A 14,438-nucleotide genomic window follows, 5' to 3' on the forward strand; every position below is an offset into this window, starting at 1 on the left:
ATAATACAAAATTCTATTTTGCAATTCTGGAATCAGCTTGGCGAAAAAGCCCAAAGGGACTTTTTTGACAAGCTGAAGAATTACAGGAGGGACGAAACCATGAAAATCGGTATGCTGACATCCGGCGGCGACTGTCAGGGCCTGAATGCAGCCCTGCGAGGCGTGGCAAAGGCGCTGTATCAGGAATTCGGGACCGCCGTGACCATCTATGGCATCCGCGACGGCTACCGCGGCCTCATCGAGGGCGACTATCACCCCATGGAGCCGCAGGATTTTTCCGATATCCTCACGCGCGGCGGCACGATCCTCGGCACGTCGCGCCAGCCGTTCAAGACCATGCAGCAGGCAGAAGAGAACGAGGCGACAAAGCTCGAGAAAATGCTCGATACCTGCCGCCGTGCCCGCTTTGACTGCCTGGTCATCCTTGGCGGCAACGGCACGCACAAGACGGCAAACCTGCTTTCGGAGCACGGCATTCCCGTTGTGACGCTGCCGAAGACCATCGACAATGACCTGTGGGGCACGCAGGTGACGTTCGGCTTCCAGTCGGCCATGAACATCGCCGTGGAGGTCATCGATTCCATCCATTCCACGGCGTTCTCGCACAGCCGCGTGTTTATCGTGGAGATCATGGGACATAAGGCAGGCTGGCTGACACTGCATGCGGGCATTGCCTCCGGCGCGGACGTCATCGTTATCCCGGAGATCCCCTATGACGCGCGGGCCATTGCGGCTGCCATCCAGCAGCGCGCCCGCGAGGGCAAGCGCTTCTCCATCGTCGCGGTGGCGGAGGGCGCCATCAGCCGCGAGGAGGCTGCCATGAGCAAGAAGGACTTCAAGGCCGCCCGGGCGGCCATGCCGTATCCGTCCATTTCCTACCGCCTGGCGGATGAGCTGCAGAAGATCACAAGTCAGGAAATCCGCGTGACGATCCCCGGCCACTTCCAGCGCGGCGGCGCGCCCTGTGCGGCAGACCGCCTGCTGTGCACGCGCCTCGGCGTGGCGGCGGCGGAGCTCATCCGCGAGGGAAAGTTCGGCAACATGGTTGCCGTGCAGAACGACCGCATCGTGCCGGTGCCGCTCAAGGAAGTTGCCGGACGGCTCAAGACCGTCCCGGTGGACGGCGAGCTCGTCCATGCGGCGCGGGAGCTTGGCCTCTGTATGGGAGATTAAAGAAATGGGTCAGCGGCAAAAAACGCCGCTGACCCATTTATTAATTATCTCGTGCCCGGAGCGTGCGCAGCAGGGCGGCGCAGCCCTCGTTGATCTCGGCCTCGGCCTTGCGGAAGTCACGCGTGTACCACGGATCGGCGATCTCATGCGGATGATCCGTGTAGTCCAGCAGCAGATGGACCTTATTTTCGGGGTCACCGCCGAAGATGCGCAGCATATCGCGGCGGTTGCGTGCGTCCATGCCGATGAAATAGTCGTAGTTCGGGTAATCCTCGCGGCGGAGCTGCACGGAGTATTTCCCCTTGCAGGAGATACCGCGGGCCTCAAGCAGGGCGCGGACGGGCGGATAGACGGGATTGCCGACCTCGTCGCCGGTGTTGGCGGCGGACGAGATGACCCAGTCAAGCCCCTCCTTGCGCACGAGCTGCTTCATGACCAGCTCGGCCATGGGGCTGCGGCAGATATTTCCGGTGCAGACGAACATGATTCGAATCATTGGCTTGCGGATCCTTTCTCAGACGGCTCCATCGGCACGACGTCGACCACGGTCAGCCGGCCCTCGGAGACGGTAAAATGAATGTCAAAGCCCGCGAAGCCCATGCCGTAGCGGCGCGCGGGATCGTCCTGATAGGACGGCCGGGGATCGTGCGACAGCACGCCGAGCAGGGCGCTGCGGTGCGCCTCGGGGATGTGTGCGAGCAGCTCCGGCGGGAAATCGACGTCCAGCAGCAGGTCGGGCGCAAGGGCCGTGAAGCCCGCGCGGGCGTCGGGAAAGCAGTCGGAATAGGGAAGATAGGGCTTGATATCGAACACGGGCGTGCCGTCCATGAGGTCAGCCCCTGACAGGCACAGAACAGGCCCGAGCTTTGCATCCTGCCGGACGCCGGTCAGGACGACGCAGGACATGCCGAGCGGGTTCGGCCGGAACGGCGAGCGCGTGGCGAACACGCCGAGGCGCGTATTGCCGCCAAGGCGCGGCGGGCGGACCGTTGGCGACCACGAGGCGCGGCGGTTGGCGGAAAACTCCCAGATGAGCCACAGGCGGTCAAAGCCCTCGATGCCGCGCAGGGCGTCCGGATTGCGGAATTCCGGCGTGAAGATCAGCTCCGAGCGCAGCTCCGGCACGACGCCGCTCTGGCGCGGGATGCCGAATTTCCCGGGGAATTCGCTGTGCACATGCGCAATGGGACGGAGAACACAGGTCTCTTCCATACTTGCCCCCTTACAGCTGCGAGAACACGTCGCCGAGCGAGGCGTGCAGCACAAGCCCGGCCATGTCGTCATAGGGCGTCTCGTCGCGGTTGATGAGGGCGAGACGGTCACCGCGGTAGTAGCCGAGCAGGCCTGCGGCCGGATAGACGGTGAGGCTCGTTCCGCCGACGATCAGCACATCGGCCTGCCGGATGGCGGAAATGGCTCCGGCCAGCGTCTTTTCGTCGAGCGCTTCCTCATAGAGCACGACGTCGGGCTTCACAATGCCGCCGCAGGTGCAGCGGGGGATGCCCTTTGCGTCGCGGATGAATTCGCCGGGATAGAATTTGCCGCACTTCATGCAGTAATTGCGCAGAACGCTGCCGTGCAGCTCATAGACGCGCTTGCTCCCGGCCTTCTGGTGCAGGCCGTCGATGTTCTGCGTGACGACGGCGGCCAGATGTCCCTCCTGCTCCAGCCGGGCGAGCACGCGGTGCGTGACGTTCGGCTCAAAGCCGAGCGGGAGCATTTTTTCGCGATAGAACCGGTAAAAATACTCCGGATTTTTCAGAAAGAAGCTGTGGCTGATGATCGTCTCGGGCGGGTAGTCGAATTTCTGGTGGTACAGGCCGTCTACGCTGCGGAAATCGGGAATGCCGCTTTCCGTGCTGACGCCTGCGCCGCCGAAAAACACCATGCGCTTACTCTCTGCGATCCAGCTGCGCAGCTGCTCGATCTTCGTCTTCATCTGCGATCTCCCTCAGAATTTTTTTGTCCTCCTTGCTGTCGAGCCGCAGGGCGGCATACAGGTCGGGACGGCGCTCCCGCGTGCGGAGGATGGACTGCTTCCTGCGCCAGCGCGCGACCTTGGCGTGGTCGCCGGAGAGCAGGATATCCGGCACGCGCAGGCCGTGCCACTCGGCGGGGCGGCTGTATTGGGGATATTCCAATGTGCCCGCCCAGTGGCTCTCGTCCTCAAAGCAGGCCGCATCGGACAACACGCCCGGCACAAGGCGGCAGACGGCGTCCGTAATGGCCATGGCCGGGATCTCACCGCCGGTGACGACGAAATCGCCGATGGAAAGCTCCTCGTCGACGCACTCGTCGATGAAGCGCTGGTCGATGCCTTCGTAATGCCCGCAGACAAAAACAAGATTGTCCATTTTTGCCAGACGGCGGGCGTCGCTCTGGTCAAACACATGCCCGGCGGGGGAGAGGTAGATCGTGTGGACGGGCGCACCTGCCTCATCGCAGACATGGCACCAGCAGCGGTAGAGCGGATCTGCCTGCAGCACGGCACCATGGCCGCCGCCGTAGGGGTAGTCGTCCACCTGATTCTGCCGGTTCGCAGTGTAATCCCGGATCTGGTGCGTTTCGATGCGGAGAATGCCGCGCTCCTGCGCGCGGCCGAGGATAGACTCGCTCAGCACGTCGCCGACGGTGTCCGGGAAGAGCGTCATGATATCAATTCTCATCGATTGCCATTCCTTCGATCAGGTGCAGGCGCACATAGCCCTCGTCAACGCGAATTTCGCGGACGAATTCCCTGACGGCCGGGACCATGTAGCGCTTCTCACCCGCGATGACATAGACATCGCTCGACGGCATGGTCAGCACGTCCTCAATGCGGCCAAGTTCTGCGCCGTCCTCGTCCAGCGCGCGGCATCCAATGAGATCGGCAATGAAAACGCTGCCCTCCGGCAGCTTTGCCTCGTCCCGGTCGATGCAGACGCGCTTGCCGCGCAGAGCCATGCCCTGCTCCGGCGTGTCGATGCCCTCAAGGCTTGCCAGCACGCACGTCTTGTGCACACGGGCGGAGCGGACGGCATAGGGGCGGCCGTCCAGATAGAACGTATCAAATTGCAGCAGGAATTCGGGGCCGTCCGCCCACGGCAGGATCTTGACCTCTCCCTGCACGCCGTGGGTGCTGACGATCTCGCCCGCCTCCAGATATTTTTTCTGCATGCTGTCCTCCTGCTCAGAGCTTGTCATAGGTCTTTTCCAGAAAACGCTCGGCCTTGACGATCACGCGCTCGTGCTGTGCATGGCCGATCTCGCCTGCCTCGTCGTAGGCCGTGACGGTGAACGTGATCTTTTTGCCGTCGACCGCCGTGACGACGGATTCTGCGCGGACTTCCATGCCGACGGGCGTGGCGGCTGTGTGGAAAAGCTGCAGGGAAACGCCGACGGACGTCTCGCCCTCTGCCAGATACGGCGCGATGCTCTCGCAGGCGGCGCCCTCCATCAGGGCGGCCATGCAAGGCGTTGCATAGACGAGCAGATCGCCGGAGCCGACGGACTTTGCAGTGTCCTCCTGCTCGACGAGCGTCTCGCTGTGGCCCTGCAGTCCAATTTCAATTGCCATAGTCATAATCCTCCAAATGGACCTGAGGCAGCACCGCATCCTTGCACCTTCGGCCTTCGCCGGATATTTTTTACCGAATGCTCTTGCGGAATTGTGCGGTGCCAGCCTGATTTCTCACGTATTATAGTACCAAATTTGCAGGGTCAGGTCAATGCAAAACAAAAATAAAGATTGCCATTTTGGCGATTCCGGGCTATAATCTGGGTAATAACATATGCATGAGAGGTGCAGTATGAAAACGAATGAAAAACTCAATCTGACCATGCTCTGCGATTTTTACGAGCTGACCATGGGCAACGGCTACTTTGTGGACGGGAAGGCGGACCAGATCTGCTATTTTGACGTCTTCTTCCGCAATGTTCCGGACGGCGGCGGCTTTGCCATTGCGGCAGGTCTGGAGCAGGTGGTCGAGTATATCCGCGATCTGCATTTTTCTGAGGACGACCTCGCCTATCTCCGCGGCCGCGGCATCTTTGACGAGGGCTTCCTGCACTATCTGGAGAATTTCCACTTCACGGGCGATATCTACGCCGTGCCGGAGGGCACGCCGGTCTTCCCGCGCGAGCCGATCCTGACGGTCCGCGCCCCGGCCATCGAGGCGCAGCTCGTTGAAACGTATATTTTGCTTGCGCTGAACCACCAGAGCCTCATTGCCACAAAGGCCAACCGCGTCGTCCGCGCGGCGGAGGGCCGCCGCGTGCTGGAATTCGGCTCCCGCCGGGCGCAGGGCGCGCAGGCTGCCATCCTCGGCGCGCGCGCTGCCTACATCGGCGGCTGCGACGGAACGGCCTGCACGATCTCCGATCAGCTCTACGGCGTATTCGCGGGCGGCACGATGGCCCATTCGTGGGTGCAGATGTTCGACAGCGAATATGAGGCCTTCAAGCGCTACTGCGAGCTGTACCCGACGAATGCCGTTCTGCTCGTCGACACCTACAACACGCTCAAGAGCGGTGTGCCGAACGCCATCCGCGCGTTCAACGAGGTGCTGCGTCCGCTCGGCATCCGCAAGTGCGGCATCCGCCTCGACTCTGGCGACATGACGTACCTGACGAAGAAGGCCCGCAAAATGCTCGATGAGGCCGGCTGGCCGGAGTGCGAGATTTCCGTGTCGAATTCGCTGGACGAATACCTCATTCAGGACCTGCTGCGGCAGGGCGCACAGATCGACATGTTCGGCGTCGGTGAGCGCCTCATCACGGCCAAGAGCGAGCCGGTGTTCGGCGGCGTATATAAGCTCGTGGCTGTCGAGCGCCCGGACGGGACGATTGAGCCGAAGATCAAGATCTCCGAGAACGTCGGCAAGATCACGAATCCGCATTTCAAAAAGCTCTACCGTTTCTACGGCGCGGACACGGGCAAGGCCATTGCGGACTATCTCTGCCTGCACGACGAGACCGTGAACGACGGCGAGGATCTGGAAATTTTCGACCCGGAGGCGACTTGGAAGCGCAAAAAGGTCTATAACTTCCATGCCCGCGAGCTGCAGGTCCCCGTGTTCCGGAACGGCGAGCTCGTCTTCCAGCTTCCGACACTCGACGAAATTCGCTCCTACTGCCGCGAGCAGGTCGACACGCTCTGGGACGAGGTCAAGCGATTTGATAACCCGCATACCTACTATGTGGACCTCTCTCAGAAGCTCTGGGAGATCAAATACCGTCTGCTGAAGGACAACGCCTGCGGAGAGCACCATGCGTAAGCGCGGCGCGGCGGCTCGGATGGCCCTGTGCGGTGTGCTTGCCGCACTGGCGGTTGCGCTGATGTTCCTCGGCGGAACGGTGCCGTTTGCCTCCATCGCCTGCCCGGTGCTGGCTTCGCTCGTGCTCATCCCGGTCTACTGCGAGTGCGGCTGGAAATGGGGCCTGCTGTGGTACGCCGCCGTGGCCGCTCTGGCCGCGCTGCTGGCGCCGGAGAAGGAAGCGGCCGTGCTGTTCGTGTTCTTCGGCTACTATCCCATGCTGCGAAAGCTCATCGGCAGGCTGCGCGTGCGCGCGGCTGCGTGGGTGGTCAAGCTCGTGTATGTCAATGCGGCGGTCTTTGCGGCCTATGGCCTGATGCTCTATGTCTTCCATCTGACAGCTGTCATGGAGGACTTTGAGGGCATGGGAAAGGCCATGCTGGCCGTGCTCCTTGTGCTGGCAAACGTGACGTTCGTGATCTATGACGTGCTTATCGCGCGGCTGGAGATCTATTATCACGTCCGCCTGCGCCCGAAGCTGCATCTGTGAATAAACGTGTAAAAATGGGAGACTGTGCGGCTGCACAGTCTCCCTCGATTTTTTTCAGCCGACCAGCAGCGTGACGGCGATGCCCGCCAGCACACTGAAGCCATAGAGAATGGCAACGACGGCGGCGTTTTCCTTCCAGTTCCGGTTCGTGCGCAGCAGCACGAGCAGGCCGATCCCGGCATTGGACAGCAGACCGGCGAACAGGCCGCCAAGGCCGAGCACGCCGCTCAGGTAGGACTCCGTCACGACGACGGAAACGGAGCAGTTCGGGATGAGGCCGAACAGGGCGAGGATGAGCTCTCCAAGGACGGGGCGGTTCAGCACCGTGCCGGACAGGCGCTCCACGCCGATATAATGGAACAGCAGATTCAGCGCGAAGTTCACCGCGATGAGCATGGCGGCGATCTTCAGCGTGTGGCGCAGGGCGGCGAGGAACACGCTGCCCTCTTCTTCGTCGCAGTCGCAGTGCTCGCGTTCGCAGAAGCTGTGGATGCTCTTCTGCGCGCGGAACCAACGGCCGAACAGCAGATCCGCCAGATAGCCGAGCAGGATGCCGAGCGCGGCCTTCGAGAGCGTGATGAGAACGATGGTCTTCCACGAGATGCCGCTGCTCTCCGTCAGCGAGGAGAGGAAGATGGGCAGCATCTCGTCCGATGTGGCAAAGAACACGGCCAGCATGGTGCCGACGGTGATGGAGCCGGTGGAAAACAGCGTGGCGGCCGCTCCGGAGATGCCGCACTGCGGCACAATGCCGAGCAGGCCGCCCAGCGCGGGACCGGCCCGGCGGGAATAGCGGCGCAGCAGGCCCTCGTTCAGGCGGCTGCTGCGCTCGAGCAGCTCCATGAGGAGATAGGCGAGGAATAAAATGGGGATGCTCAGCAGGCCGTCCTTCAGGCCGTCCAGCAGGGCGGAGAGAACGGCGCTCCAGCCGGTCATATCGGCGGAGGCGGCCCCGTGCAGAAACAGTGGCGTCAAGTTCGTGGCTCCTTTGTGTGGAAAATCGGCTACCATTATACCGGAACGGCCGAAAAAAAGCAATCGATTTTGCAAAAATCCCCGGACGCATTTGCATCCGGGGAAGAAGAACTTGCTTCGCTTACAGCGCGCAGTAGGCAGCGGCGGTCTTCGCGGCCAGACGGGCGTTGTTGTAGACGAGCTGGATGTTGGAGGCGAGGCTGTTGCCGCCGGTCAGGTCCTTGACCTTCGCGAGCAGGAACGGTGTCGTGGCCTTGCCATGGATACCGGCGGCCTTGGCTTCCTCGATGGCCTCGTCGATGGCCTTGTTGATGACGTCCGGATCCATGGAGTACTCCTCGGGGATCGGGTTCGTCACGAGCATGCCGCCGCGCAGGCCCAGCTCATGCTGCGTCTTGAAGGCCTTGGCCAGATCTTCCGGGGTGTCGATCTCATAGTCGACGGAGAAGCCGGACTTGCGGGTGTAGAAGGCGGGCAGCTCCTTCGTGCCATAGCCGATGACGGGCACGCCGTGGGTCTCGAGGTACTCGAGCGTCAGGCCGAGGTCCAGAATGGACTTTGCACCGGCGCAGACGACCATAACGGGCGTGGAGGCCAGCTCTTCAAGGTCGGCAGAGATGTCCATGGTCGTCTCGGCACCGCGATGCACGCCGCCGATGCCGCCGGTGGCGAACACCTTGATGCCGGCCATATGAGCGATGATCATCGTGGTGGTGACGGTCGTTGCGCCGTCTTCGCCGCGGGCGCACAGAACAGCCAGATCGCGGCGGGAGGCCTTGGCGATGGCGGTGCCCTTCTTGCCGAAGTACTCGATCTCCTCTGCGGTCAGACCGGCCTTCAGGCGGCCGCCGATGATGGCGATGGTAGCGGGGACGGCGCCGTTCTCGCGGATGATGCGCTCGACCTCCAGAGCGGTCTGCACATTCTGCGGATAGGGCATGCCGTGGGAGATGATGGTGGATTCCAGAGCGACGACGGGCTTACCGGCGGCAATGGCCTCGGCGACCTCGGGCTTTACGTCAAGAAACTTGTTGAGCTGCATGATAAAGATCCTCCTGTATCAAGAATTGAAAACTTACAAATTTATTCTGCGGCCATGCGGCTGCGGACTGCGTCGGCAGACATGGCAGGGTTGATGGTTTCTTCGCCCTCGATGGCGATAGCGGCGGCTGCCGCGGCGGCGCGCGCCGTTTCGGCCAGCGCCGTGCCCTCGAGATAGGCCCAGGCCAGCGCGGCCATGAAGGCATCGCCGGCACCGGTGGCGTTGCGCATCTGCGCGGGGATGCAGGGCTGCATCAGCATTTCCTTCTGGTCGGCGGCGAACACGCCCTGCGTGCCAAGGGAGATGAACACGCGGTGCAGACCGGTCTCGAGCAGTCTGGAAGCCGCAAGACGCAGACTGGCGTCGTCCGTGATCTGCACGCCGGAGAGAAGTTCGGCTTCGATGCGGTTCGGCTTAAGCGTGTGGACCCTGCCGAGCACGGGCTGAACCTTGCGCGCCTTCGCCGTGGAGACGGGATCGACGAATACAGGGGGGGTACAGTGCGTGACAAGGTACTGCAGGGACTCTGCCGGAATGTTCGTATCGGCGACGATGACCTGCGCGTTGTTCAGCAGGGACAGGTTGGACGCGAGATAGGCGGGGGTGATGCGCTCGCAGATATCCATGTCGGAAAGGCCGAGCGCCATATCGCCGTCGACGTCGTTCAGGAAAAGGTAGGTGGACGTCGTGCCGCCGGGCACCTGCAGCGCGTGGCTGATGTCGATGCCGAGCTCGCCGCAGGAGGCCGCAACGCGCTGTGCATGCAGGTCGTCGCCGAAGGCGGTCAGCAGGCGGACATCCACGCCGAGCAGGCTCATGTTGTGGGCAATATTTCGTCCGACGCCGCCGAGACTGATGCGCACGCGGCCGGGGTTGGAATCCCGCGCGACGAGCGGCGCATAGGACTGGCCGCCGATATCGACGTTCACGCCGCCGACGACGGCGGCATAGGTGCCGGAGCGGAGCACATAGCCCTTCCCGGCGATGTAGCCCTTTTTCATCAGGTTGGAGATATGGACTGCGACAGAGGAGCGGGTGATGCCCGCGCGTTCCGCAAGGGCTTCCTGCGAGATCATGGGGTCGGCCTCGATCCACTGCAGGATCTGGCGTTCACGCTGTGTCATGGGCGCGCCTCCTAAGCGAAGTTTTATTTTCTAATCTATTGCTTAGTATAACACGGATTTTCGGAATGTCAAGCCGCCGTGAAAAATATTTTGGGGCTGTCTCACCGGGAGACAGCCCCAAGGTTTTATTTCGGAATGCGGCCCTCGCGGAAGCGGTCGATCATCTCGCCGGTCAGGCTGATGCGGGAGTAGTCCGCAGGGACGTCCTCCGGCGTATGCCACTCGGCCAGCGCAAGCTCGCCGTCACGCAGGACGGGCGTCGGGTCGCCGTCGACGTCGCAGAAGAAGCCGAGCAGCAGGCTGTCCGTCAGGACCCACGGCTGCGATTTGTAGAACCGCAGATTTTTGACGCGCAGGCCGACCTCCTCCATGACCTCGCGGCGGACGGTGTCCTCGAACGATTCGCCGATCTCGCAGAAGCCTGCGATCAGGGCGTAGCGGCGGATGAGGGGGCGGTTGGCGTATTTTGTCATGAGCAGGCGGCCGTGATCCAGCACGGCGACGATGACGGCGGGGTTGATGCGCGGGTAGACGTTCTTATGGCAGACCGGGCAGGTCATGGCGCGTTCGGCCGGGTTTTCCGTCATGAGTGCGCCGCAGCGGCCGCAGAAGCGGTTTGCGGCATACCAGCGCTGCAGACTCTCACCGGTGGCGCAGGCGAAGGCCGTTTCGCGCGGCTCGGCGTCGCGGTAGGTGACGGAGGGGACATAGCGCCAGCCCTCCGGCGCTTCGACCGGCTCCCGCGCCAGAAATACGGCACGGTCGTCGAGGCGAAAGGCAAAATGTACGGCGATGTCCGGAAAATCAGCGCGCACCGGCAGACGCAGGGCATCCGCAGCGCTCAGCACGCCCTGTGGGCCGTAGATGAGCAGCAGGTCCGCGGGCTGCGGCTCTGCCGGTGTGAATTCAACGTGATATGTATGAGGCGCGATATCCTGCAGCATGGTCACAGGACCTCCTTCCATGAGATCGGAAATTCGGACGGTTCGCCCGGCGGGCACAGGAACTTTTCCAGCCAGGTCACATCGTACCACCGGCCGAATTTATAGCCGACCTGCCGGAAATGGGCGGCATCGCGGTAGCCGATGGAGCGGTGGAAAGCGAGGGACAGCTCGTTTGCGGATGTGACGACGGCGAAGACCTTCCGGCAGCCCTGCCTGCACAGCAGCTCCTCCACGCGGGCATAGAGCTGCCGCCCGATGCCGCGGTGCTGCGCCTCGTGGGCGAGATAGCAGGAAATTTCGGCGTTCCACGCGTAGGCAGCGCGCTCAAAGGCGCGCCCGGCGTAGCAGTAGCCGAGCACGCGGCCGTCCTCCTCCCAGACGAGCCAGGGATAGACGGCGGTGTGCTCCGTCAGGCGGCGGGTAAATTCCGCCTCGGACGGGACTTCATATTCAAAGCTGACGGCCGTCTGTGTAACGTATTCCGCGTAGATGGCGAGCATGGCAGGTACGTCGGCAGGAACGGCTCCTCGAATGGACATGGGATCACCTCGATATCGGGCAATACCGCATCATTCCCCTTTGGCGGACCTTTTTCGCCGAAGGCTCTTGCTGAATTGTACGGAGCTGCCCTTGTTTTCGGTTCCTATGGTAGCACGAATTTTGAAAAAGTACAGAACTTTTTTGCAAAAAACTGCCCGCCTCTTTTCGAAGGCGGGCAAGGCGCGTTATTTCGGCAGACGGCTGACGCGGTAGAGCATGCGCGCCGCTTCGATGCGGCTGACGCTCGTGTCCGCGGCGGCCAGCGGGATCCCTGCTTCCTGCAGGGCCTGCATAGACGAGGCCGCCCAATACGGCGCGTCCGTCTGGGAGACGGCTGCGGAGACGGGGAGCTCCAGCATGTTCTGCAGCATGACGGCGGCCTGCCCGGCCGTGACCGGCTCATTCGGGCGGAAGACGAGGCCGCGCTCGGAGACCATGCCGTTGACGATGCCGCGGCGCATGGCTGAGGCGAGATAGGGCTGGAGCCACGCGGGCGCGTCGTCGGCATCCGCAAAGCCGGAGACCCGGAGCGTATCGTCCACGGGGACGTCAAGCAGCTCCATGGCCATCACGAGGAATTCCGCACGCGAGACCGTCTCCTGCGGCAGATAGCACAGCGTGCCCCCGATGCTGCGGCCGCCGGTCAGACCGGCAGTGGCCGTCCACATGGCCTCAAACTGGTCCAGACTGCCCGTGAGATCGGCAAACGCGCGGCATTCCGACGGCTTTTTGACCGTGATGCGGACCGTTGCAGGGTGGGAGACGTTTCCGGCGGCATCCGTGACCGTAAAGGTGAAGCTGTCCTCGCCGACCTTATTCTTGGCGGGGGTGTAGACGAAGCTGCCGTTTTCCTGCAGCTCGACCTTGCCGCGCTTCGGCTCCTCGGCGAGCTGAAAGGTCAGGTTTGTGTCCTCCGGGTCGGAGCCGGTGAGCCGGCCGTCGTTCGGAATGTTTTTGTACGTCTCCAATTCCGCGTCGTCGGCCTTCGGCGCGGCATCCTTGGCCGAGCGGATGCGGATCGTGACCTGCGCCGGTTCGCCGAGCGCCGTGCCGCGGATGGGGCAGTAGCACAGAGCGGCCTCCTGCCCGCCGGTGCTGACCGGCAGAAGCTCCAGCTCGCCCAGCACGGACACGGGCAGCACGTCGCCTGCACGGATGACGCGCTCACCGAGGCAGACCGTCGCCACGTCGGCCGCTGGCACGGACGTGACGAAGATGCCGTTCAGGTCCGAGAGCGTGTCCGCGCGAAAATCCGTCTCGCGGAAGCAGTAGGCGATGGGGTAAAGCGTCTCCGGCCCGGCCGCGTGCGCGGCCGGGAGCATGCACAGAAGCGCCAGCAGAAGAAGCAGCGTTCGTTTCATGGTGTTCCCTCCTAAAAAAGTCATCGCGGGTAGGATACACCGATTTCTCCAGATTATGCAAAAAGCGGCAGCTTGTTGAAAAGGCCAAAAGGGCTTTTTCGACAAGCTGCTTTCAGAACTGCAAATTAAACTTTGCAGTATCATTTTACAATGTTTCTGCTGCGGATGGTTATTGAACGCGAAAGGACACCTTAATGGTTCCTTTCACACTTTCCTTCCCTCCGAAACCTTCAGGGCGGCAGTTTTCCGAAAGTCAAGCAGTGGAACTGAGAACACGGTGCTGCCTGAAAATACGCGTCAATAGGGCCGGATATAGTGTGCGCTCATATCGGGGGCGGGGCGCATTTTGATGCCGGAGACGATACCCATGGCGAGGAACGACGTCAGGATGGAGCTGCCGCCGTAGCTCAAAAACGGCAGGGCCAGGCCGACGACCGGAAACAGGCCAAGGCAGACGCCGACGTTGATGAGGATCTGGAACAGCAGCATCGAGGCGATGCCGATGCAGATGAGGCGGTTCATATAATCCGGGGATTTCATGCCGACCTGAATGCAGCGCAGGACGATGGCCAGCAGCAGGAACAGGGCGGCAAGGCAGCCGAGCATGCCGAGCTGCTCGCCAATGGACGAGAAGATGGAGTCCGTGTGCTGGGCGGGCAGGTAGCCGATGCTCGTCAGGTCGCCGTGGAACAGACCCTGCCCCGTCAGCCCGCCGTTGCGCAGGGCCTCAAGGCTTTTGTTCGTCTGCCACAGCACGCCGAGGCCGTCCGGGTCTATGGACGGGTCGATCAGGGCAAGAATGCGCTGCTTCTGATCGTCGCGGATAAAGTATTTCCAGAGATAGGGCGAGACGGCCGCGACGGCGCCCGCGCCGCCGAGGAACCACCAGCCGCTCACGCCGCCGACATAGGCCATGACGACAAACAGAAACATGAAGATCAGCGCAACGCCGGTATCGTGCGAAATGACGACGATCAGGGCGACGATCCAGAGCATGTGGAACGTGAGCGTGCCGACGGAGCGCAGCGAGGAGATGCGGTTGCGGTTCAGGCTCATGGTCTTGGCCAGAATGATGATATAGGTGATCTTGCAGACCTCGGCGGGCTGAATGTTGAACGGCAGGAAGGGGAAGTGCAGCCAGCTTTTGTTGCCGGACGTACCCTCGACGCCCCAGACGAGCAGCATGGCCAGAAAGGCGGTATTGAACAGGAACAGCAGCGTCCGCTGCCCGGCGAGAATATCGATGTCGAACGCGGTGAGCGCAAGATACAGCAGAATGCCCGTGATCAGCGCGCCCGTCTGGATGATAACGTAGCGGCTGCTGCCGTCATAGGCCGTGGAGGCCGCGACCATCACGATGCCGAACACGGAGGTCAGCACGCACAGCGCCAGCAGGACCATATCCCCCTTGCGCAGGACCTCCAGCAGTTTTGCCCCGAATTTTCGCATGCCGTCACCTCCCGATTTCGTTCTTCTTATTCTATCATCGATCCGG

16 protein-coding genes are annotated in these 14,438 nt (G+C 62.2%); 3 read left to right on the forward strand and 13 right to left on the reverse strand.

Going from position 1 to position 14,438, the window contains the following annotated elements:
* Positions 1–99 precede the first annotated feature (99 nt).
* Positions 100–1,173, forward strand: a complete 1,074-nt coding sequence (locus tag ACMKFF_RS03425; RefSeq protein ID WP_419496045.1) for a 6-phosphofructokinase — start codon at positions 100–102, stop codon at positions 1,171–1,173.
* A 40-nt stretch (positions 1,174–1,213) separates the two neighbouring features.
* Here ACMKFF_RS03425 and ACMKFF_RS03430 read toward each other — a convergent pair whose 3' ends face one another.
* Genes ACMKFF_RS03430 through ACMKFF_RS03455 form a run of 6 tightly spaced genes read right to left on the reverse strand, consistent with a single transcriptional unit; the run spans position 1,214 to position 4,729 of the window.
* Positions 1,214–1,669 carry a low molecular weight protein-tyrosine-phosphatase gene (locus ACMKFF_RS03430; RefSeq protein WP_367928035.1) on the reverse strand — a complete coding sequence of 152 codons (456 nt, stop codon included), beginning with the start codon at positions 1,667–1,669 and terminating at the stop codon, positions 1,214–1,216.
* Positions 1,666–2,385, reverse strand: coding sequence for a tRNA (N6-threonylcarbamoyladenosine(37)-N6)-methyltransferase TrmO (tsaA, locus tag ACMKFF_RS03435; RefSeq protein ID WP_349135852.1), 720 nt, complete (start codon positions 2,383–2,385; stop codon positions 1,666–1,668). The genes ACMKFF_RS03430 and tsaA overlap by 4 nt, the downstream gene beginning before the upstream one ends.
* A gap of 10 nt (positions 2,386–2,395) precedes the next feature.
* The gene (locus ACMKFF_RS03440) at positions 2,396–3,112 is read right to left on the reverse strand and encodes an NAD-dependent protein deacylase (protein ID WP_419496046.1); all 717 of its coding nucleotides are present in this window, start codon (positions 3,110–3,112) and stop codon (positions 2,396–2,398) included.
* Positions 3,066–3,839: a tRNA (guanosine(37)-N1)-methyltransferase TrmD gene (gene trmD, locus ACMKFF_RS03445; protein ID WP_349135849.1), complete on the reverse strand. Its 774-nt coding sequence runs from the start codon at positions 3,837–3,839 to the stop codon at positions 3,066–3,068. Before trmD ends, ACMKFF_RS03440 begins: the two co-directional genes overlap by 47 nt.
* The gene (gene rimM, locus ACMKFF_RS03450) at positions 3,829–4,329 is read right to left on the reverse strand and encodes a ribosome maturation factor RimM (protein ID WP_349135847.1); all 501 of its coding nucleotides are present in this window, start codon (positions 4,327–4,329) and stop codon (positions 3,829–3,831) included. Before rimM ends, trmD begins: the two co-directional genes overlap by 11 nt.
* 13 nt (positions 4,330–4,342) lie before the next feature.
* Positions 4,343–4,729, reverse strand: a complete 387-nt coding sequence (locus ACMKFF_RS03455) for a thioesterase family protein (RefSeq protein ID WP_349135846.1) — start codon at positions 4,727–4,729, stop codon at positions 4,343–4,345.
* Positions 4,730–4,961: 232 nt separating this feature from the next.
* Between ACMKFF_RS03455 and ACMKFF_RS03460 the strand changes: the two genes are divergently transcribed.
* Together ACMKFF_RS03460 and ACMKFF_RS03465 are read left to right on the forward strand one after the other, a co-directional pair.
* Positions 4,962–6,428: a nicotinate phosphoribosyltransferase gene (locus tag ACMKFF_RS03460; RefSeq protein WP_419496047.1), complete on the forward strand. Its 1,467-nt coding sequence runs from the start codon at positions 4,962–4,964 to the stop codon at positions 6,426–6,428.
* Entirely contained in the window at positions 6,421–6,957 is a 537-nt protein-coding gene (locus ACMKFF_RS03465; RefSeq protein WP_419496048.1) for a hypothetical protein, read from the forward strand. Before ACMKFF_RS03460 ends, ACMKFF_RS03465 begins: the two co-directional genes overlap by 8 nt.
* Before the next feature lie 54 nt (positions 6,958–7,011).
* Here ACMKFF_RS03465 and ACMKFF_RS03470 read toward each other — a convergent pair whose 3' ends face one another.
* The 7 genes from ACMKFF_RS03470 to ACMKFF_RS03500 all read right to left on the reverse strand — a co-directional run bounded on the left by ACMKFF_RS03470 (position 7,012) and on the right by ACMKFF_RS03500 (position 14,392).
* The gene (locus ACMKFF_RS03470; RefSeq protein ID WP_419496049.1) at positions 7,012–7,932 is read right to left on the reverse strand and encodes an arsenic efflux protein; all 921 of its coding nucleotides are present in this window, start codon (positions 7,930–7,932) and stop codon (positions 7,012–7,014) included.
* Positions 7,933–8,053: 121 nt separating this feature from the next.
* Positions 8,054–8,974, reverse strand: a complete 921-nt coding sequence (locus tag ACMKFF_RS03475; protein ID WP_367928029.1) for a pseudouridine-5'-phosphate glycosidase — start codon at positions 8,972–8,974, stop codon at positions 8,054–8,056.
* A gap of 41 nt (positions 8,975–9,015) precedes the next feature.
* The gene (locus ACMKFF_RS03480) at positions 9,016–10,098 is read right to left on the reverse strand and encodes a PfkB family carbohydrate kinase (protein WP_419496050.1); all 1,083 of its coding nucleotides are present in this window, start codon (positions 10,096–10,098) and stop codon (positions 9,016–9,018) included.
* 125 nt (positions 10,099–10,223) lie between these two features.
* Positions 10,224–11,042, reverse strand: a complete 819-nt coding sequence (gene nudC, locus ACMKFF_RS03485; RefSeq protein WP_349134860.1) for an NAD(+) diphosphatase — start codon at positions 11,040–11,042, stop codon at positions 10,224–10,226.
* A gap of 2 nt (positions 11,043–11,044) precedes the next feature.
* The gene (locus ACMKFF_RS03490) at positions 11,045–11,581 is read right to left on the reverse strand and encodes an N-acetyltransferase family protein (protein WP_419496051.1); all 537 of its coding nucleotides are present in this window, start codon (positions 11,579–11,581) and stop codon (positions 11,045–11,047) included.
* Between the two features lie 186 nt (positions 11,582–11,767).
* Entirely contained in the window at positions 11,768–12,943 is a 1,176-nt protein-coding gene (locus tag ACMKFF_RS03495; RefSeq protein ID WP_419496052.1) for an Ig-like domain-containing protein, read from the reverse strand.
* Between the two features lie 297 nt (positions 12,944–13,240).
* Positions 13,241–14,392 (reverse strand): FtsW/RodA/SpoVE family cell cycle protein, encoded by a 1,152-nt coding sequence (locus ACMKFF_RS03500; protein WP_349134857.1) that lies wholly within the window; start codon positions 14,390–14,392, stop codon positions 13,241–13,243.
* Positions 14,393–14,438 lie beyond the last annotated feature (46 nt).

It is taken from the genome of Faecousia sp. (genome assembly GCF_048519415.1).
Lineage (GTDB): Bacteria > Bacillota > Clostridia > Oscillospirales > Oscillospiraceae > JAZOXB01.